Raw genomic sequence first — 19,895 nt, 5'->3', positions numbered from 1 at the left:
CTTACCCTCGTGGCTCAATGCTTGCGGCCAGAATCGCCAGAACCAGTTGCTGGAAATCCAGGCCAGCGGCACGGGCCGCCATTGGCACCAGACTGTGATCGGTCATGCCCGGTGCGGTGTTGACTTCCAAGAACCAGAACTGCCCGTCGGCGTCCTGCATCACGTCCGCCCTGCCCCAACCGGCGATACCCAGCGCCTCACAGGCTTTGGCCGTGAGGTCCATGAGTTCCTTTTCTTTGTCGCTGTCCAGGCCGCACGGAATGCGGTACTGGGTATCGTTGGCGATGTACTTGGCGTCGTAGTCGTAGAAACTGTGCGTCGTGCCCAAGGCAATCGGTGGCAACACCTGGTCACGCAGGGTGGCGATGGTGAACTCCGGACCATGAATCCATTGCTCGACCAACACTTGCGAATCGTAGGTACTGGCCGCTTTCCATGCCTCGATCAACTCGGGCGCGGTAGTCACTTTGGCCATCCCGATACTGGAACCTTCATGGGCCGGTTTGACGATCAACGGGAAGCCCAGTTCCGTGGCCGCCGAAATACAATCGGCCTCGGAGCGCAGTACCGCGTGGCGTGGCGTTGGAATGCCGAGACTGTGCCAGACCTGCTTGGTACGCAGTTTGTCCATGGCCAGTGCCGAGGCCAGAATGCCGCTGCCGGTGTACGGAATTCCTGCGCATTCGAGCAGGCCCTGCATGCTGCCGTCTTCACCGCCACGACCGTGGAGGATGATGAAGGCGCGGTCGATTTTTTCGTTCAGCAAGCGTTGCAGCAGGTCATCGCCTACATCAATACCGAACGCGTCCACGCCGGCGCTTTGCAGTGCTTCGAGCACCGCGTTACCCGACTTCAGGGACACTTCACGCTCGGCACTCTTGCCGCCGAACAGCACGGCAACGCGACCGAAATCCTTCGGCGCTACAGTGGAGACGAGGTTGGCGTAAGCAGCAGTCATTTCAACTTCCCCTCTACCGGTGCGGCAACGGCCCCGGCGAACAACGGACTGTTCAACAGTTTGGGTGCGAGACCGCCGATATCACCGGCGCCCTGGCACAGCAGAATGTCGCCGGCACGCAGCAGCGGCTTGACGATCGGCGCGAGATCGATGCCGCGCTCGATGTAGATCGGGTCGAGCTGACCGCGCTGACGAATGCTGTTGCACAGTTTGCGGCTGTCGGCGCCCGGAATCGGCTCTTCGCCGGCCGGATAGACTTCCATCAGCAGCAGCACGTTGGCGTCGGCCAGCACATTGACGAAGTCGTCGTACAGGTCGCGGGTGCGGCTGTAACGGTGCGGCTGGTAGACCATCACCAGACGGCGCTCCGGCCAGCCACCGCGCACGGCTTTGATCACGGCCGCGACTTCGGTCGGGTGGTGACCGTAGTCGTCCACCAGCATCACGTTGCCGCCTTCGACCGGCAGTTCGCCGTACACCTGGAAGCGACGGCCAACACCCTGGAAGCCGGACAGGCCCTGGACGATGGCTTCATCGCTGACGCCTTCGTCGGTGGCGATGCAAATAGTCGCCAGCGCGTTCAGCACGTTGTGGTTGCCCGGCATGTTCACCGAGACATCCAGCGGCTCGCGATCAGGGCGCAGCACGGTGAAGAAAGTCTGCATGCCTTGTTGGCGTACGTTGATGGCACGAACGTCGGCGTCATCGCCGAAGCCGTAAGTGACCGTCGGACGCTTCACCAGCGGGAGGATTTCACGCACCACCGGATCGTCCAGGCACACCACCGCCAAACCGTAGAACGGCAGGTTGTGCAGGAACTCGACGAAGGTTTTCTTCAGCTTGTTGAAGTCACCGTCGTAGGTCGCCATGTGGTCGGCGTCGATGTTGGTGACCACGGCCACCAGCGGCTGCAAGTGCAGGAAGCTGGCATCGCTTTCGTCGGCTTCGGCGATCAGGTAGCGGCTGGTGCCGAGCTGGGCATTGGTGCCCGCGGCATTCAGACGGCCACCGATGACGAACGTCGGGTCCAGGCCACCGGCGGCGAACACCGAAGCGATCAGGCTGGTGGTGGTGGTTTTGCCGTGAGTACCGGCGACGGCGATGCCGTGGCGGTAGCGCATCAGCTCGGCGAGCATCTCGGCACGCGGCACCACCGGAATCCGGCGTTCCAGCGCGGTCGCGACTTCCGGGTTGGACGTGTTGACGGCGCTCGACACCACCAGCACGTCGGCGGCTGCGGCGTTCTCGGCACGGTGGCCGATGAAAATATGCGCACCAAAAGATTCCAGGCGCTCGGTCACCGGCGAAGCTTTCAGGTCGGAACCGGACACTTGATAGCCCAGGTTCAGCAACACTTCGGCGATACCGCACATACCCACGCCGCCAATCCCGACGAAGTGGATACGACGGATACGGCGCATTTCCGGTTGTGGCATGGCTTTCTTGTTCTCAACCATGGGCCACCTCAAGGCAAGTATCGACCACGTTACGAGTGGCATCGGGTTTGGCCAGGCGGCGTGCCGCGCTGGCCATGTCGTTGAGTCGTTGCGGTTGCATCAAGACCTCTGTCAGGCGAGCGGCAAGGTCCGCTGCGCCAGTCGTTCTTTGCGGCATCAGGAAGGCAGCGCCTTCACGGGCCAAATAATCGGCGTTGCGGGTCTGGTGATCGTCGATCGCGTGGGGCAAAGGCACCAGCATCGAGGGCAGACCGGCGGCCGCCAGTTCACTGATGGTCAGCGCTCCTGCGCGGCACACCACCAGGTCGGCCCAGCCATAGGCTTGGGCCATGTCTTTGATGAAAGGCTGCACTTGCGCCTCGACGCCAGCCGCGCGATAGCGCTCTGCAGTCACTTCATCGTGGTTTTTGCCGGCCTGATGGAACACGTCCGGGCGCAGGTCGGGGGCGACTTGCGACAGGGCTTCAGGCAGCAACTTGTTCAACGGCTCTGCGCCCAGGCTTCCGCCCAGGATCAGCAAACGCGCCTTGCGACCGGCCAGGGCAGGTCGCGGTGTTTCGAGGAACAGCTCGGTGCGCACCGGGTTACCGGTGGTCCGACGGCTGTCCGACAGGGTAAAGGTGTCGGGGAACGCTTCACAGACTCGGGCGGCCAACGGCACCAGCAACCGATTGGCGGTACCGGCCACGGCGTTCTGCTCGTGAACGATGACCGGCACGCCGGCCAGTCTGGCTGCAACGCCGCCAGGACCAGTCACAAAACCACCAAAGCCGACCACACAGACTGGCCGCAGCTGACGAATGATCGCCCGCGCCTGCCAGATCGACTTGAGCAACATGACCGGCGCCTTGAGCAGGGACAATTTGCCCTTGCCGCGCAAACCGCTGGCGTGGATCCGATGCAATTCAATACCGGCCGCCGGCACCAGATCGTTTTCGATCCCGCGGGGCGTGCCGAGCCAGTGCACGGTGTAGCCGCGGGCCTGGAACTCACGCGCACAGGAAAGTGCCGGGAACACATGGCCCCCGGTGCCGCCAGCCATGATCAGTACGTTAGCGCCCATGGTTCGGCTCCTCGGCGAAGTCGCTCTCATGGAATTCCATTTCTTCGCTGCCCAAATGGGTTCGACTCTCCCACTCGATGCGCAGCAACAAGCCAAGACAGGCACAGCAGATCACCAACGAACTGCCGCCATAACTGAGGAATGGCAGGGTCAGACCTTTGGTCGGCAGCAGGCCGACGTTCACGCCGATGTTGATCAGGAACTGGCCGATCCACAGGAACGACAAGCCGTAAGCAACGTAGGCGGCAAAAAACTGTTTGGCTTTCTCGGCCCACAGGCCAATGTACATGCCCCGAATACACACGAAGACGAACAGCGCCACCGTGCACAAGGAACCCACGGCCCCCAGCTCTTCAGCCAGCACCGAAAACACGAAGTCGGTGTGGGCTTCCGGCAGGTAGAACTGTTTCTGCACGCTGTTGCCCAGGCCGACGCCCAGCCATTCGCCGCGACCGAAAGCGATCAAGGCCTGGGAGAGCTGATAGCCGGCACCGAACTGGTCGGCCCACGGATCGGCAAAGTTGGTCAGACGCGCCATTCGATACGGCTGCATCTGAATCAACAACACCACTGCCGCGACGGCCAGGACCACCATCAGGGAAAACCGGAACAGCCCGACCCCGCCGAGGAACAGCATCGCCGCAGCTGCCCCCATCATCACGACGGTGGCACCAAAGTCCGGCTCCATCAGCAACAGACCCGCCATTGGCAACAGCACGATGAACGGTTTGAAGAAGCCCATCCAGCTTTCACGCACTTCTTTCTGGCGACGCACCAGATAACCGGCGAGGTAGATCACCACGAACACCTTGGCGATCTCGGAAGGCTGAACGTTGAAGAAACTGAAGCCGATCCAGCGCATCGAACCGTTCACTTCCCGACCGATCCCCGGGACGATCACCATCACCAGCAAGCCGAACGCACCAATCAGCATCAGCCAGCCCAGGCGTTGCCAGGTGGCAATCGGAATCATCATGGTGACGATGCAGGCACCCAGGCCCAGCACAACGTAAACAAGGTGGCGAATCATGTAGTACAGGGCGCTGCCCGACTGCACCGCCCCCACCTCGGTCGATGCCGAGGCAATCATGATCAGCCCCAGGCCGAGCAGTGCCAGGCAACCGGCGAGCATCGGGAAATCGAGGTCGATACCGCGCCCGGTGATCAGCGGCGATGGATACGGCTTGATGATGTTTCTCAAGCTCATGCCAGATCCTCCACGGCGCGGACGAACTGGTGACCACGGTCTTCATAGTTCTTGAACATGTCGAAGCTGGCGCAGGCCGGCGACAGCAGCACCGCGTCGCCCTTTTCGGCGATGGCGCGGCATTGCTCGACCGCTTCGATCAGCGAGCCGACGCGAATCAGTGGCACGGCATCGCCGATGGCCTCACCGATCTTGTCGGAATCACGGCCCATCAAAATGACGGCGCGGCAGTTGGCCGCCACCGGATCACGCAAATCCTTGAATTCGGCGCCCTTGCCATCGCCACCGGCGATCAGCACAAGCTTGCCGTCGATGTCCGCCCCCAGGCCTTCGATGGCCGCCAATGCGGCGCCGACGTTGGTGGCTTTGGAATCGTTGTAGTAGCTCACGCCATCAAGGTCGCGGACCCACTGGCAGCGGTGCTCGAGCCCGGCGAAATTGCGCAGGGCTGAAAGCATGGCGTCGAACGGCAGGCCGACGGCGTGACCGAGCGCCAATGCCGCGAGGGCGTTGGACTGGTTATGCGCACCACGAACTTTCAGCTCGCGTACCGGCATCAGGTTCTGGAATTCGAAGGCCAGGTATTTCTCGCCGCTCTCCTCTCGAATGCCGAAGGCCTTGAAGTCGGGTTTGTTCAAACCGAAGGTCCAGCACGGCTGACCTTCACCCATCAGCGGACGGCTCAGGGCGTCCTGACGGTTGACCACAAACTGCCTGGCGCCCCGGAAGATCCGGTGCTTGGCCAAGTGATAGGCCGGCAGACCGCTATAGCGGTCCATGTGGTCTTCACTGATGTTGAGCACGGTCGCCACTTCGGCGTTGAGCTGATCGGTGGTTTCGAGCTGGAAGCTCGACAGTTCCATCACGTACAGCTCGATGTCGTCGCTGAGCAAATCCAGCGCCGGCGTGCCGAGGTTGCCACCAACGGCAACACGCTTGCCGGCCGCAGCCGCCATCTCGCCGACCAGGGTGGTGACGGTACTTTTGGCGTTGGAACCGGTAATGGCGACAATCGGCGCTTTCGCGTTACGCGCGAACAGCTCGATGTCTCCGGACATTTTCACGCCACGGGCGGCGGCAGCCTGCAGGGCCGGGGTCGCCAGCGCCAGGCCGGGGCTCACGTAGAGCTCGTCGGCACGGCACAGGAATTCGACGTCCAGCTCGCCACAACGCACTTCCACGTGCGGATAGTCACGCTTGAGCGTGGCCAGTTCCGGTGGATTTTCCCGCGTATCGGCGACAGCAAACGACACGCCCCGGTTCGCCAGGAAGCGAACCAGGGACATGCCGCTCTTGCCGAGGCCGACAACGATGCGGAAGTGGTCAGAAGCGATCAGAGACACTCGTTCTACCTCAGCTTCAGGGTGGCAAGGCCGATCAACACGAGAATCACGGTGATGATCCAGAAACGGACGATCACGCGCGGCTCGGGCCAGCCCTTGAGTTCAAAGTGGTGGTGAATCGGTGCCATGCGGAACACACGGCGACCGGTCAGTTTAAAAGAGGCGACCTGAATGACGACTGACAGGGTCTCCATCACGAACACACCGCCCATGATGAACAGGACGATTTCCTGACGGACGATCACTGCGATGGTGCCCAGGGCCGCACCCAGCGCCAGCGCGCCAACGTCGCCCATGAAGACTTGTGCCGGATAGGTGTTGAACCAGAGGAAGCCCAGGCCCGCACCGATCAAGGCGCCGCAGAACACAATCAGCTCACCCGCGCCCGGTACGTAAGGAATCAGCAGGTATTCGGCGAACTTCACGTTACCCGACAGGTAGCAGAAGATCCCCAGGCCACCGCCGACCATGACGGTGGGCATGATCGCCAGACCGTCGAGGCCGTCGGTCAGGTTGACCGCGTTGCTCGAGCCGACAATCACGAAATAGGTCAGGACGATGAAGCCTGCGCCCAGCGGAATGCTGTAGTCCTTGAGCATCGGCAGGATCAGGGTGGTTTCCACCGGCGTCGCGGCAGTCATATAAAGGAAGATCGCCGCGCCCAGGCCGAACACCGACTGCCAGAAATACTTCCAGCGGCTCGGAAGACCGCGGGAGTTTTTCTCGATGACTTTGCGATAGTCGTCAACCCAGCCGATGGCGCCGAACAGCAGGGTCACCAACAACACGACCCAAACGTAACGGTTGGTCAGGTCAGCCCAAAGCAAGGTGCTGACGCCGATGGAGGAAAGAATCAGCGCGCCGCCCATGGTCGGGGTGCCCGACTTCGACAGGTGCGATTGCGGGCCGTCGTTGCGAACGGATTGACCGATCTGACGGTTCTGCAGAGTACGGATCATCCACGGGCCATAGCACAGCGACAAGACCAGCGCGGTCAGTACACCGAGAATCCCGCGCAGGGTCAGGTACTGAAAGACCGCGAAGCCTTTGTAGAACTGTTGCAGATACTCCGCTAGCAGCAGCAGCATTAATGTTTCTCCAGACTGGTCCCGCACAAAGCGGCAACGATGTTTTCCATCGCAGCGCTGCGCGAGCCCTTGATCAAAAAGGTGGTGTTTGTGTCCTGCTCGGCATCCAGGGCCTTGATCAGTTCAGCCTGTGTGCTGAAGTGAAAGGCCTGCTCGCCGAAAGCGTTCACGGCGTGAGCCATCATTGGCCCGACGGCGTAAAGCGCGGAAACCTTGCCGCGGGCGTAATCGCCCACATCGCGGTGCCCCTGCTCTGCCCACGCGCCCAACTCGCCGATATCCCCGAGCACCAAAACGGTGCGACCGGAAAAGCCGGCGAGTATATCAACGGCGGCGCACATAGAGGTGGGGTTCGCGTTGTATGTGTCATCGATTACGCGCATGCCGTTAGGCGCCAGTTGCGCGACGGTGCGGCCCTTGACCGGTTGCACCGCGCCAAGGCCGGTGGCGATGCCGAACAGCGACACACCCAAGGCATGCGCGGCAGCGGCAGCGGCCATGGCATTGGCGACGTTATGGGTGCCGAGCAGATTCAGCTGAACCCGCTCCACACCTTCAGGGCTGTGCAGGTTGAACGCCGGGCAACCGCGGGCATCGCGATCCAGGTCGCTGGCATGGAAATCGGCGTTGACGTTGCTCAGGGCAAAAGTCAGCACTTTTCGACCGGCGGCACGGGTCTTCCAGATGTCGAAGGCCTTGTCGTCGAGATTCAGCACGGCGATGCCATCGGCATCCAGCCCTTCGAGAATCTCGCCCTTGGCTTCGACGATTTTTTCCGGCCCGCCGAACTCACCAACGTGGGCGGTCCCGGCGTTGTTGATGATGGCCACGTGGGGTTTGGTCATGGCGACGGTGTAGGCAATCTCGCCAATGCGCGAAGCGCCGAGTTCGATCACGGCGGCGGTGTGTTCCGGAGCCAGTTCGAGCAGGGTCAGCGGAGCACCGAGGTCATTGTTCAGGTTGCCACGGGTCGCCAGCACCGGACCGCGCGTGCGCAGGATACTCGCCAGCATTTCCTTGACCGTGGTCTTGCCGCTGGAGCCGGTAACGGCCGCGACCGGCTGAGTGAACGCGGCACGGTTGATCGCGCCCAACTGGCCGAGGGCCTGGCGGGTGTCCTTGACCAGCAGTTGCGGCAGCGAGCTGTCGGCCACTTCGCGCTCGACCAGTGCACCCACGGCGCCTTTGGCGGCGACGTCATTCAGGTAGTCATGGCCATCGAAACGTGGACCGGCCAGAGCAATAAACAGCTGGCCGGGCTTGATCGCGCGGCTGTCGATGCTGACACCATCGAAGCTGGCATCGACGGAGATCAGACGGGCATTCAGTGCGCCGGTCAGTTCGCTCAGTTTCAAGGCTTTAAGCATGGGCCACCTCCCACGCGGTCAGGGCATGATCGGCCTCGACCAGATCGGAGAAAGCGAGGCGTTCGCCATTGATTTCCTGATAGTCCTCATGACCTTTACCAGCCAGGACAATCACGTCATCCGCCGAAGCGCTGGCGATCAACTGGGCAATCGCCTGGCCACGACCGGCGACGAAGGTGACTTTATCCACAGCGGTGAAACCGGCGCGGATGTCGTCGAAAATCGCAGCGGGGTCTTCGGTGCGCGGGTTGTCGTCGGTGACCAGCACACCATCGGCCAGACGCTCGACCACTTCAGCCATCAGCGGACGCTTGCCGCGATCGCGATCACCGCCGCAACCGAACAGGCACAGCAACCGGCCTTTGGCGTGAGGACGCAGGGCCATCAAGACTTTTTCCAGCGCATCCGGCGTGTGGGCGTAATCGACCACCACCAACGGCTGAGTGCCGCCGCCCAGACGCTGCATGCGACCGGCCGGGCCTTCGAGTTTCGGCAGCACGTTGAGGATTTCGTCCAGCGCGTAGTCCAGACCGAGCAAGGCACCGACCGCGGCCAACACGTTGCTCAGGTTGAAACGGCCGAGCAAGGTGCTGCGCAAATGGTGTTCGCCCTGCGGGGTAACCAGCGTGGCGCGCACGCCTTCGTCACTGAACTGCGCTTCGCGGCAATACAGGTAAGCGCGGGAGTCTTCCAGGCTGTAAGTGATCAGCCGCGACTCACCCTCATCAGCCGCCAGTTGCCGGCCAAAATCGTCGTCGAGGTTGACCACCCGGCACTTCAGATCATTCCAGGCAAACAACTTGGCCTTGGTTTCGCCATAGGCCTGCATGGTGCCGTGGTAATCCAGATGATCGCGCGACAGGTTGGTCATCACCGCCACATCGAAGGCCAGCGCGGTTACGCGGCCCTGATCCAGCCCATGGGAAGAGACTTCCATGGCCACGGCTTTGGCACCGGCCTTTTTCAGGTCGGCGAGGGTTGCTTGCAGCGCAATCGGGTTCGGCGTGGTGTGCAAGCCGCTTTCCAGCGCGCCATGGAAACCGGAGCCCAAAGTGCCAACGATACCGCAGTGTTGACCGAGCAAATCCAAGGCTTGCGCGACCAACTGGGTCACGCTGGTTTTACCGTTGGTGCCGGTCACGCCGATCAGGTTCATGTGACGGCTCGGGTCGCCGTAAAAGCGCCCGGCGATATCCGACAGCTGCGCCGCCAGGCCTTTGACCGGAATCAGCGGCACGTCGGTAATCGGCAGCACGGTCGCGCCTTCGACTTCATAAGCCACGGCGGCAGCACCGCGCTGCAAGGCGTCGGCGATGTGCGCACGACCGTCGAACTTGCCACCAGGGACCGCAAGGAACAAATCACCTGCCCGTACGTTACGGCTGTCCAGCGCCAATTCGCGGATCAATAGATCATGGCCGGCGTGGGCGAAAATCTTGTTCAGGCTCAGCGACATCAGCCGCGCCCTCCATTAGCTTTCAGCGGAACGACCGGTGCGGCGTTCGCTTGTTGAGTGGCTGGCAGGTTGTCCGGGGTGATGTTCATCAGGCGCAAGGTCCCGGACATCACTTTGCTGAACACCGGCGCCGATACCAGACCACCGAAGTAACCGGCCTTGGTCGGTTCGTCGATCACCACCACGATCGCGTAACGCGGGTCGCTCATCGGGCCGAAACCGGCGAACAGCGAGCGGTAGGAGTTCTCGGCGTAGCCTTTGGTTCCGACCGACGTCTTACGCGCAGTACCCGACTTGCCGCCCACGTGATACGCCGGCACCTGCGCACGGAATACGCCGCGCGGGGCTTCGATCACTTGTTGCAGCATGCCTTGCATGGTTTTCGCGACGGCTTCCGGCAGCACCTGAGTGGTTTGCGGCGCCTTGTCGGTTTTGATCAGGGTCAACGGCGCGAGGCGACCATTGTTAGCCAGGGCCGAGAAGGCGTGGACCAACTGGATCGCGGTCACGGAAATACCGTAGCCGTAGGACAGCGTGGCGGTTTCAGCCTTGCGCCATTCGCGGTAGTTCGGCAGGTTGCCGACGCGCTCACCCGGGAAACCCAAGCCGGTGTCCTGGCCGAGGCCAACTTTCTGTGCCAGACGGAAAATCGTTTCGCCGCCGATATCGAACGCGACCTTACTCATGCCGACGTTACTGGAATTGATCAGGATACCGGTCAGGTCGAGCACCGGACCTTCGGTCTTGGATACGTCCTTGATGGTGTATTTACCAATCTGCAAACTGCCCGGGTACACCTCGACGGTGTCGCTCGGTTTCCAGCGCCCGGTTTCGATCGCGGCGCTCATGGAGATCGCTTTCATGGTCGAACCCGGCTCGAACACGTCGATCATCGCGCGGTTGCGCATCATCGCCGGTTGCAGGTTGCGACGGTTGTTCGGGTTGTAAGTCGGCTGGTTGACCATGGCGAGAATCTCGCCGGTCTTCACGTCCATGATCACCAGGCTACCGGCCTTGGCGCCGTTCTCGATGATCGCGTTGCGCAGTTCGCGGTTGGCCAGGTATTGCAGGCGCAGGTCAATGGACAACGCCAAGGGCTTGCCGGCCTTGGCGTTTTTGGTGACCTGGACATCTTTGATCAGCCGGCCGCGCCGGTCCTTGATGACCTGTCGCTTGCCGGGCACCCCGGCCAGCCATTCGTCGTAGGCCAGCTCGACGCCTTCGCGTCCGTGATCGTCGATGTCGGTAAAGCCGACCATGTGGGCGGTGACTTCACCGGCCGGGTAGAAACGCCGGAATTCTTCGATGCCATAAACGCCCGGCACTTTCAGATCGAGCACAGCCTGGCCCTGCTCAGGGGTCAGCCCGCGCACCAGGTAGATGAATTCTTTGTTGGCCTGGGCTTCGAGACGTTCGGCCAGGGCTTTGGGATCCTGCCCCAAGGCAGCCGCCAGTGCCGGCCATTTCTCTTTGGCCAGCTGCATTTCCTTGGCGTTGGCCCACAGGGTGGTGACCGGGGTACTCACGGCCAACGGCTCGCCGTTACGGTCGGTGATCAGACCACGGTGAGCCGGGATTGGAATATGACGAACACTGCGCGCGTCGCCCTGACCTTTAAGGAAGTCACGGTCGACCACTTGCAGATCAATGATGCGCCAGGAAATCGCCACCACCATGATGCCGAGCAAGCCCAGCACCAGACGGAATCGCCACGGGAAGAGTGCACCTTCGAGTTTCATCATGGCGCCACCATCTGCACTTCAGCAGCGCCAGGAATGCGCATCTTCAGTTGTTCGGTCGCCAACACTTCGATACGGCTGTGGGCGGTCCAGGTGCTTTGTTCGAGAATCAACCGGCCCCACTCCGCCTGCGCCTTGTCGCGCACGCTCAATTCGTTGTACAGCGAATTCAACAGCTGACGGTTCCAGTGCGCGCTATAGGACACGCCGATGGCCGACACGAGCACACCGATAAACAGCAGCAGCATGAAAAAGCTTCCGCCGGGAAGTGGTTTGGCGAAAAGCTTGCTCACCGCAGTTTCTCCGCGACGCGCATGATGGCGCTACGGGAACGTGGGTTGGCTTTGAGTTCGGCCTCGGAGGCGGACTGCGCTTTGCCATGGACTTTGATTTTCGGTTCGAAGGCGACGTGACGGACCGGCAAGTTGCGCGGCAGGTTGTCGGCTTCGCCTTTCACCAGTTTACGCATGAACAGTTTGACGATGCGGTCTTCCAGCGAGTGGAAGCTGATCACCACCAGGCGACCGCCGACTTCCAGGCACTCCAGAGCGGCTTCGAGACCGGCTTCCAGATCGCCCAGCTCGTTGTTGACGTGAATACGCAGCCCCTGGAATGCACGGGTGGCCGGGTTCTTGCCCTTTTCCCATGCAGGGTTGGCGACTTTCAGCACTTCTGCCAGATCGGCAGTGCGCTCGAACGGCTTGATGTCGCGACGTTCGGCCACGGCACGCGCCATGCGGCCGGAGAAACGTTCTTCGCCGTATTCCTTGAACACCCGGGCGATTTCCTCCACCGGCGCGGTATTGACGAACTCGGCGGCGCTGATCCCGCGGGACGGGTCCATTCGCATGTCCAACGGGCCGTCGTTGAGAAAACTGAAGCCGCGCTCAGGGTCGTCGAGCTGAGGCGAAGACACGCCCAGGTCAAGCAGAACACCGCTGACCTTGCCGGTCAGACCGCGTTCGGCGACTTCCGAACCGAGCTCGGCAAAGCTGCGCTGTACAACGACAAAGCGGCCGTCTTCGGCCGCTAGCGTTTGCCCGGTGGCAATCGCTTGAGGATCTTTGTCGAACCCGAGTAACCGACCATCGGGCCCGAGCTTGCTGAGGATCAACCGGCTATGTCCGCCGCGTCCGAACGTGCCGTCCAGATAGCAGCCATCAGGACGTACGGCGAGAGCCTCGACGGCTTCGTCAAGCAGTACGGTGATGTGGTTAAAGCCGCTATCAATAGTCACAGGATCAAATCACGCAGTTCATCAGGCATGGCGCCCGGTTGTTGAATAGCAGCCAGGTCAGCGGCAGAAACCGCATTCCAGGCATCCTCGTCCCACAATTGGAACTTGTTCAGTTGGCCTACCAACATTGCGCGCTTATCCAACTTGGCATATTCGCGAAGACGCGGCGGGACCAGAAAACGACCACTGCCATCGAGCTCGAGGTCGACGGCATTACCAATCAGTAAACGTTGCAGGCGGCGGTTTTCTTCGCGAAGCGAAGGCAGTGCACGCAATTTGGTTTCGATAATTTCCCACTCATCGAGGGGATAAACACACAAACACGGATCAACGGCATCGATGGTGACGATTAATTGACCGGAACTACGCGAAACGAGCTCGTCACGGTACCGGCTCGGCATGGCGAGACGGCCCTTTGCATCGAGACTGATAGCGTTAGCTCCGCGAAACACGTCAGCGTTTCTCCAAATATTAGCGTTTTGCGCTCAAAAAACCCACTTCATGCCACTTTCCGCCACTTGCGCACACTATAGGAATGCGCCCACCACACCGTCAAGGCGCGGATAGAAGGAAAAGCCTTACAGAACGGAGATTTAGGAGTGTAAAAGGAGGGGAAACGAGAATCTGGCGGATGAATTCGTTCAATAACTTGAATCAGCACAGAAGGCTGCGTTCAGAAGTTAAAGTAGTTTGTTAAGAGTAAGATTTTTTCGGTATTACAAAAGCGCTTCTGCTATTGATTCAGCAGGGAGGGAAACTGCCATTACGCATATCGCTGCCAATGATTGAAGCAGAGAGAAAAAAAGGTGGAGAGTCGATCTGTAAGCCGGGTTCTGTCTTGAACAGTCATTCGTCTACGATGGCCATCACTGGACATCTTTAGCAACCTACCCGGTCCCAGCGCGGGCCACGCCTTGGGACCCTATTTGGTCTTGCTCCAAGTGGGGTTTACCTAGCCACGAACTGTTGCCAGACGTGCGGTGCGCTCTTACCGCACCTTTTCACCCTTACCGGCGCCGAAGCGCTTAGGCGGTTATTTTCTGTGGCACTTTCCGTAGGCTCACGCCTCCCAGGCATTACCTGGCACTTCGCCCTATGGAGCCCGGACTTTCCTCCCCCCCCTAATTTTCATAGAGGGCAGCGACTGTCCGATCGACTCTCCGCCGCGAAGATTAACGGCAGAGCGGTCGAAGAACAAGCTCTAAAAGCCTCTGGCCGGCGCTGCGCGTCGCTTTTTTACTCGCCCTTCTGCTTATCCAGCGCAACCTGATAGAGCACATTCTTGCGCTCGCCAGTAATTTGCGCCGCCAATGCCGCCGCACGCTTGAGCGGCATTTCTTCAAGCAGCAGATTGAGAATACGCATGGCTTCGCTGCTGACAGCGTCCTCAGTCTCGGGAGCAGACCAGCCAGCGACCAGCACTACGCACTCGCCGCGCTGCTGGTTGCTGTCCGATTCGACGAACTCGCGCAGCTCGGCCAGCGGCAAGCCTTTAAGGGTTTCGAAGGTCTTGGTCAACTCGCGCGCCAGCAATGCCGGACGATCGGCGCCGAATACCAGCTCCATGTCTTGCAGGCATTCAAGGATGCGGTGTGGAGCTTCATAAAAGATCAGCGTGCGCGGCTCTTCTTTTATCAGTTCCAGGCGAGCGCGTCGGCCGACAGCCTTGGCCGGTAGAAACCCTTCGAAGATGAAACGGTCCGATGGCAACCCCGCCGCCGAGAGCGCCGCAATCAATGCACAGGCCCCCGGAACCGGCACCACATTGATCCCTGCGGCACGGGCCTGACGCACCAGGTGATAACCCGGATCGGAAATCAGCGGTGTCCCGGCATCGGAGATCAATGCCACATCGTCGCCAGCGAGCAAGCGAGTGATAAAGCGACTGCCTTCATCCCTCTCGTTGTGTTCATGGCAGGCCGCCAGCGGCGTGGGGATACCGAAGTGCTGCATCAATCGCTGGGAATGGCGAGTGTCTTCGGCAGCAATCAACGAAACCTCGCGCAGGATCTTCAGCGCACGCGCACTGATGTCGTCCAGGTTGCCGATGGGCGTCGCCACCACATAAAGCGAGCCAGCAGCGGAATTCAAAGCACCTGGAGCAGTCAAAGCGCACACCTCATGATCGGTAAAAGCCGCCATTGTAGCGCGTAGCGACATTCGCGATACCTGCAAGCAACCCTCGGTTTTCCAGCCTTTTGTGCAGTGTCGCAACATTTGCATGAGCTAAATTGATCGATTCACGCCAGTAACATCGCGCCCCGGCCAGCGCTTGGGTACAATTCCACGCTTATTTGATCGAGTATCAGGAACACTTACATGATCGCTTGCCTGCGGCTGTTCTCTGCCCTCTGCCTCGCTGCCTTGCTGGCGGCTTGCGCCAGCTCGCCCTCCTCCAGCCTTGGCGAACTTCCACGGACCCCGGATGCCAGTGTCGAGCAACTGCTCGAACAGGCCACTCAAAGTAAAACGCCGGACAAGGCAGCCTTGCTGCGCTTGAGCGCGGCAGACCTGGCTTATCGTCAGGGCAATGCCGGCCAATCCGCGCAAATTCTGCAACAAGTACCGATGGAACAACTCAAGCCTGGCCAACAGGTCTTCGCCAGCACCCTGGCGGCTGAATTGGCCATGGTGCGCAATCAGCCCAAAGCGGCGCTGACGGCCCTAAGCCATCCGAGCCTGCAACGCCTGAGCGAACTGCCAGCCGAACAACAGGTTCGCACCGGCACCGTCCATGCCCGCGCCCTTGAGGCCGACGGCCAGACCCTGGCCGCCGCACGGGAGCGCATTTTCATCGCCCCCATGCTGAGCGATCAAGCTGCGAGCAAAAACCACGAAGCGATCTGGACCCTGATCGCTTCACTGCCGACCGATCAATTGCAGCCGACCACCGACGACGACCTCGGCGGCTGGTTGAGCCTGGCCCGGGCAGTGAAAACAGCTGGCACCCTGGAACAGCAGCAAGCCGCGATCGACAACTGGCGCGCGAACAATCCAAAGCACCCGGCCGCCATCCAGCTGCCGCTGCCATTGACCAAACTCAAGGATCTGGCCAGCCAGCCCCTGAGCAAGATTGCCCTGCTGCTGCCGCAAGACGGCCCGCTGGCCTCAGTCGGCAAAGCATTGCGCGAAGGTTTCATGGCCGCACACTACCAGGCGCAACAAGCCGGGCAGAAGCCGCCAGCCATCGAGTTCTATGACAGCTCGCGCCTGACCTCCCTCGACGAGTTTTATCGCAAGGCCCAGGCCGACGGCGTGCAATTGGTGGTCGGGCCGCTGGAAAAACCGCTGGTCAAACAGCTCAGCGCTCGCCCGCAACTGCCAATCACCACCCTGGCGCTGAACTACAGCGAAGGCGAACAAGGTCCGGCCCAGCTGTTCCAATTCGGCCTTGCCGCTGAAGACGAAGCCCGCGAAGTATCCCGTCGTGCGCGCGCCGATGGCTTGCATCGCGCCGCCATCATGGTGCCGAAAGGCGAATGGGGTGACCGCGTACTCAGAGCATTCAGCCAGGATTGGCAAGCCAACGGCGGCAGCATTGTCGCGACCGAGCGCGTCGACCAACCGGTGCAACTGGCCCAGCAAATTGCCGACATGTTCCAGCTGCGTCAGAGCGAAGGCCGCGCCAAGAGCCTGCAAAACACCGTTGGCTCGCAGGTAGCTGCCCAGCCTTCGCGTCGTCAGGACATCGAGTTCATCTTCCTGGCCGCGACGCCGCAACAGGCTCAACAGATCAAACCGACCCTGAACTTCCAGTACGCGGGTGACGTGCCGGTTTACGCCACCTCCCACGTGTTCAGCGCCAGCGGCGACCAGAACCAGTACAACGACATGAACGGTATTCGCTTCTGCGAAACCCCATGGCTGCTGGATGCCAACGACCCGCTGCGCAAACAGGTCACCGCACAATGGCCACAAGCCGCTGGCAGCCTGGGCCGTCTATACGCGATGGGCGTTGACGCCTATCGCCTGGCACCACGCCTGGGGCAACTCAAGGCCTTGCCGGACAGCCGCATCGAAGGTCAATCGGGCAGCCTGGGCATGACTCAGAATCAACGGGTCGTGCGTCAGTTGCCATGGGCAGAGTTCGTCAACGGTCAGGTTCAACGCCTGCCGGACACCTCGCACTGATGCCCGACAGGTCACGCCAGCAAAGCGGTAAGGATGCCGAGCGCCATGCGCTCGAGCATCTTCAGCAACAAGGTCTGCGCCTGCTGGCGCAGAACTGGTTATGCAAACGCGGCGAGCTTGATCTGGTCATGCTTGATGGCGATACAGTAGTATTCGTCGAAGTCCGCTACAGAAAAAACACCCAATGGGGTGGCGCGCTCGATAGCATCGATGGGCGCAAACGGCAGAAACTGATTTTCGCCGCGCAGTATTTTCTTCAGCGCGAGTCGCGTTGGGCCGATTCCCCCTGCCGCTTCGACGTGGTTGCCATCGACAGCAGCCTCGATCAGTTGAACTGGATGCAAAATGCCTTCGACTGCTGATCGCTTGCGCCCCGAACCGGACACCTACACCCAACACTTTTGCTCTTTGCTTTGCGGGCTGCACATTCATGTGCCAAGTAGCCGCGCTAATTAAGGTCACACAGATGGACATGCAATCCCGAATTCGCCAGCTTTTTCAGGCCAGTATCGACACCAAGCAAATGGCGATGGACGTACTTGCACCGCACATCGAGCAAGCCAGCCAGGTGATGGTCAACGCCCTGCTCAACGAGGGCAAAATGCTTTCGTGCGGCAACGGTGGCTCCGCCGGCGATGCACAGCACTTTTCGTCCGAGCTGCTCAATCGCTTCGAGCGTGAACGTCCGAGCCTGCCAGCCATTGCGCTGACCACCGACAGCTCGACGATCACCTCGATTGCCAACGATTACAGCTACAACGAAATCTTCTCCAAACAGATCCGCGCCCTCGGCCAGCCGGGCGACGTATTGCTGGCGATTTCCACCAGCGGCAACTCGGCGAACATTATTCAAGCGATCCAGGCCGCACATGATCGTGAAATGATTGTCGTAGCATTGACGGGTCGCGATGGCGGCGGCATGGCATCGCTGCTATTGCCTGAAGACGTCGAGATTCGCGTACCGGCCAATGTCACTGCACGTATTCAGGAAGTCCACCTGCTGGCGATCCATTGCCTTTGCGATCTGATCGACAGCCAACTGTTCGGGAGTGAAGAATGACCCCTAATCGCCTAAGCCTTCTGGCCTTGACCCTGTGCCTCGGCATCAGCGGCTGCACATCAGTGGTTAACGCCAGCCGTGAAGCGCCGATCGAAGATGACCGCGGTACGCGCACCTTCGGCAGCAAGATCGACGACTCTCTGATCGACACCAAGGTCGGCGTGAACATCGCCAAGGCCGATCCGGCCCTGGACAACGATTCGCACATCGTCGTAACCAGCTTCAACGGTGTTGTGTTGCTCGCCGGGCAAACCCCGCGCGCCGACCTCAAGGCCAAGGCCGAACAGGTCGCCGCCTCCGTTCAGCGCGTGAAGAAGGTGCACAACGAACTGCAAGTGCTGCAGCCCTCCTCGCTGCTGGCACGCCAGAACGACACTTGGCTGACCACCAAGATCAAGACTCAGATGCTCACCGACCCCTCCATCCCGGGCTCGCGCATCAAGGTTGTGACCGAGAACGGCATCGTTTATCTGCTCGGCCTGCTGACCAAGCAGGAAGCGGCGCAGGCGACCAATCTGGTGCAAGGCGTTTCTGGCGTGCAGAAGATTGTGAAGCTGTTTGAGTACATCGACTGATACTTGCTTACGCGATGGCATCCTTGAGATCGCCTTCGCCGGCAAGCCTGGCTCCTACAGTAATAAAAAAGGCGATCCTTGCGGATCGCCTTTTTTATTACTTCACCACCTTCAAACTGGGTCGACCGCTGGGACGCGGCGGCTCGCTGTCGGGTGGCGGGATATCATCATCCGGCTCGATGTCTTCCTCGTCCTCTAGCGGCGATTCCATATCGAACACCATGCCCTGGCCGTTCTCCCGAGCGTAAATACCCAGGATCGACGCGATAGGCACGTACAGGGTGTGCGGCACGCCACCGAAGCGCCCTTCGAAACTGACCGCCTCGTTATCCATGTGCAAATGACGCACGGCTGCCGGGGATACGTTCAGGACAATCTGCCCGTCACTGGCAAAACCCTGAGGCACCTGTACCGACGGATACTCGGAATTGACCAGCATGTGCGGGGTGCAATCGTTGTCCACAATCCACTCGTAGAGCGCGCGGACCAGATAAGGTCGACTGGAGTTCATAGCGGCTCCTTAAGCCTTAGCGCATGTCGCGTTCGACACCAGACAGACTCGCCTGGAAAGCCTCACGCGCAAACTGGCGCTCCATGTAATCAAGCAGCGGCTTGGCAGGCCGCGGCAGTTCTATACCCAAAATCGGCAATCGCCAGAGTATTGGTAGTAGGCAGCAATCCACCAGACTTTGTTCCTCACTGAGGAAAAACGGCTTGTCGGCGAATAGCGGCGACACGCCTGTCAGGCTTTCGCGCAGCTCTTTACGAGCCACCACGCGAGCTGCTTCCTTGGTCCGCGAATCCAGAATCAGATCCACCAGGCCACACCAGTCACGCTGAATGCGATGAATCAGCAGGCGGCTGTTGGCACGCGCCACAGGATAAACCGGCAGTAGTGGCGGATGCGGGTAACGCTCATCCAGATATTCCATCACCACGGTCGACTCCCACAACGCCAGGTCACGATCGACCAGGGTGGGCAGGCTTCCGTAAGGGTTCACTTCAATCAGTTTAGGCGGCTGACGACCAGCCTCCACGTAAATGATCTCGGCGCTGACACCCTTCTCTGCAAGTACGATGCGCACTCGGTGGGAATAGTGGTCGGCGGGGTCGGAGTAACAGGCCAACCGATTGGTCACGCCCATGGCGGTCCTCCTCGCTTGTTGAAATTATCGAAAACGGAAAAACACGCGCGCCCAGAGGGCGCCTCCCGT

19 protein-coding genes and 1 other RNA gene are annotated in these 19,895 nt (G+C 60.6%); 4 read left to right on the top strand and 16 right to left on the bottom strand.

The window, feature by feature from the left end; all coding sequences use genetic code 11:
* Position 1: 1 nt before the first annotated feature.
* The 14 genes from LOY28_RS04655 to rsmI form a co-directional block, all read right to left on the bottom strand.
* Positions 2-958, bottom strand: a complete 957-nt coding sequence (locus LOY28_RS04655) for a D-alanine--D-alanine ligase (RefSeq protein WP_086946156.1) — start codon at positions 956-958, stop codon at positions 2-4.
* Positions 955-2,415, bottom strand: coding sequence for a UDP-N-acetylmuramate--L-alanine ligase (gene murC, locus LOY28_RS04650; protein WP_018930135.1), 1,461 nt, complete (start codon positions 2,413-2,415; stop codon positions 955-957). Before murC ends, LOY28_RS04655 begins: the two co-directional genes overlap by 4 nt.
* Positions 2,408-3,478 (bottom strand): undecaprenyldiphospho-muramoylpentapeptide beta-N-acetylglucosaminyltransferase, encoded by a 1,071-nt coding sequence (murG, locus tag LOY28_RS04645; RefSeq protein WP_018930134.1) that lies wholly within the window; start codon positions 3,476-3,478, stop codon positions 2,408-2,410. The genes murC and murG overlap by 8 nt, the downstream gene beginning before the upstream one ends.
* Positions 3,468-4,685, bottom strand: coding sequence for a putative lipid II flippase FtsW (gene ftsW, locus LOY28_RS04640; protein ID WP_408981030.1), 1,218 nt, complete (start codon positions 4,683-4,685; stop codon positions 3,468-3,470). The genes murG and ftsW overlap by 11 nt, the downstream gene beginning before the upstream one ends.
* Positions 4,682-6,028: a UDP-N-acetylmuramoyl-L-alanine--D-glutamate ligase gene (gene murD / locus LOY28_RS04635; RefSeq protein ID WP_064616203.1), complete on the bottom strand. Its 1,347-nt coding sequence runs from the start codon at positions 6,026-6,028 to the stop codon at positions 4,682-4,684. The genes ftsW and murD overlap by 4 nt, the downstream gene beginning before the upstream one ends.
* 5 nt (positions 6,029-6,033) lie before the next feature.
* On the bottom strand, positions 6,034-7,116 hold the full coding sequence (gene mraY, locus LOY28_RS04630) for a phospho-N-acetylmuramoyl-pentapeptide-transferase (RefSeq protein ID WP_008016698.1): 1,083 nt from the start codon (positions 7,114-7,116) through the stop codon (positions 6,034-6,036).
* Positions 7,116-8,483, bottom strand: coding sequence for a UDP-N-acetylmuramoyl-tripeptide--D-alanyl-D-alanine ligase (murF, locus tag LOY28_RS04625; RefSeq protein ID WP_258613136.1), 1,368 nt, complete (start codon positions 8,481-8,483; stop codon positions 7,116-7,118). Before murF ends, mraY begins: the two co-directional genes overlap by 1 nt.
* Positions 8,476-9,939: a UDP-N-acetylmuramoyl-L-alanyl-D-glutamate--2,6-diaminopimelate ligase gene (locus LOY28_RS04620; protein WP_018930130.1), complete on the bottom strand. Its 1,464-nt coding sequence runs from the start codon at positions 9,937-9,939 to the stop codon at positions 8,476-8,478. The genes murF and LOY28_RS04620 overlap by 8 nt, the downstream gene beginning before the upstream one ends.
* Positions 9,939-11,678, bottom strand: a complete 1,740-nt coding sequence (locus LOY28_RS04615; protein ID WP_018930129.1) for a penicillin-binding protein 2 — start codon at positions 11,676-11,678, stop codon at positions 9,939-9,941. Before LOY28_RS04615 ends, LOY28_RS04620 begins: the two co-directional genes overlap by 1 nt.
* The gene (gene ftsL, locus LOY28_RS04610; RefSeq protein WP_003205353.1) at positions 11,678-11,971 is read right to left on the bottom strand and encodes a cell division protein FtsL; all 294 of its coding nucleotides are present in this window, start codon (positions 11,969-11,971) and stop codon (positions 11,678-11,680) included. Before ftsL ends, LOY28_RS04615 begins: the two co-directional genes overlap by 1 nt.
* Entirely contained in the window at positions 11,968-12,915 is a 948-nt protein-coding gene (gene rsmH, locus LOY28_RS04605) for a 16S rRNA (cytosine(1402)-N(4))-methyltransferase RsmH (RefSeq protein WP_370741162.1), read from the bottom strand. Before rsmH ends, ftsL begins: the two co-directional genes overlap by 4 nt.
* A complete protein-coding gene (gene mraZ / locus LOY28_RS04600) occupies positions 12,912-13,367 on the bottom strand; it encodes a division/cell wall cluster transcriptional repressor MraZ (protein ID WP_003205355.1) in 456 nt (151 codons plus the stop codon). Before mraZ ends, rsmH begins: the two co-directional genes overlap by 4 nt.
* A gap of 354 nt (positions 13,368-13,721) precedes the next feature.
* An RNA gene (rnpB, locus tag LOY28_RS04595) (RNase P RNA component class A) lies at positions 13,722-14,075 on the bottom strand.
* Between the two features lie 76 nt (positions 14,076-14,151).
* Positions 14,152-15,057, bottom strand: coding sequence for a 16S rRNA (cytidine(1402)-2'-O)-methyltransferase (gene rsmI, locus LOY28_RS04590; protein WP_018930125.1), 906 nt, complete (start codon positions 15,055-15,057; stop codon positions 14,152-14,154).
* A 177-nt stretch (positions 15,058-15,234) separates the two neighbouring features.
* Between rsmI and LOY28_RS04585 the strand changes: the two genes are divergently transcribed.
* The 4 genes from LOY28_RS04585 to LOY28_RS04570 all read left to right on the top strand — a co-directional run bounded on the left by LOY28_RS04585 (position 15,235) and on the right by LOY28_RS04570 (position 18,681).
* Positions 15,235-17,046, top strand: coding sequence for a penicillin-binding protein activator (locus tag LOY28_RS04585; RefSeq protein WP_018930124.1), 1,812 nt, complete (start codon positions 15,235-15,237; stop codon positions 17,044-17,046).
* Entirely contained in the window at positions 17,046-17,408 is a 363-nt protein-coding gene (locus LOY28_RS04580) for a YraN family protein (RefSeq protein WP_018930123.1), read from the top strand. The genes LOY28_RS04585 and LOY28_RS04580 overlap by 1 nt, the downstream gene beginning before the upstream one ends.
* Positions 17,409-17,512: 104 nt before the next feature.
* The gene (locus tag LOY28_RS04575) at positions 17,513-18,106 is read left to right on the top strand and encodes a phosphoheptose isomerase (protein ID WP_008025961.1); all 594 of its coding nucleotides are present in this window, start codon (positions 17,513-17,515) and stop codon (positions 18,104-18,106) included.
* Positions 18,103-18,681, top strand: coding sequence for a BON domain-containing protein (locus LOY28_RS04570; RefSeq protein WP_018930122.1), 579 nt, complete (start codon positions 18,103-18,105; stop codon positions 18,679-18,681). The genes LOY28_RS04575 and LOY28_RS04570 overlap by 4 nt, the downstream gene beginning before the upstream one ends.
* A gap of 97 nt (positions 18,682-18,778) precedes the next feature.
* On the opposite strand, the gene LOY28_RS04565 is transcribed toward LOY28_RS04570, so the two are convergent.
* Positions 18,779-19,192, bottom strand: coding sequence for a ClpXP protease specificity-enhancing factor (locus LOY28_RS04565; RefSeq protein ID WP_064616201.1), 414 nt, complete (start codon positions 19,190-19,192; stop codon positions 18,779-18,781).
* A gap of 16 nt (positions 19,193-19,208) precedes the next feature.
* Entirely contained in the window at positions 19,209-19,826 is a 618-nt protein-coding gene (locus tag LOY28_RS04560; RefSeq protein ID WP_007939828.1) for a glutathione S-transferase N-terminal domain-containing protein, read from the bottom strand.
* Between the last annotated feature and the right edge of the window lie 69 nt (positions 19,827-19,895).

Origin of the sequence: Pseudomonas sp. B21-017, assembly GCF_024749245.1 — a bacterium.
Taxonomy (GTDB): domain Bacteria; phylum Pseudomonadota; class Gammaproteobacteria; order Pseudomonadales; family Pseudomonadaceae; genus Aquipseudomonas.
This window is presented reverse-complemented; position numbering and strand designations above follow the sequence as displayed.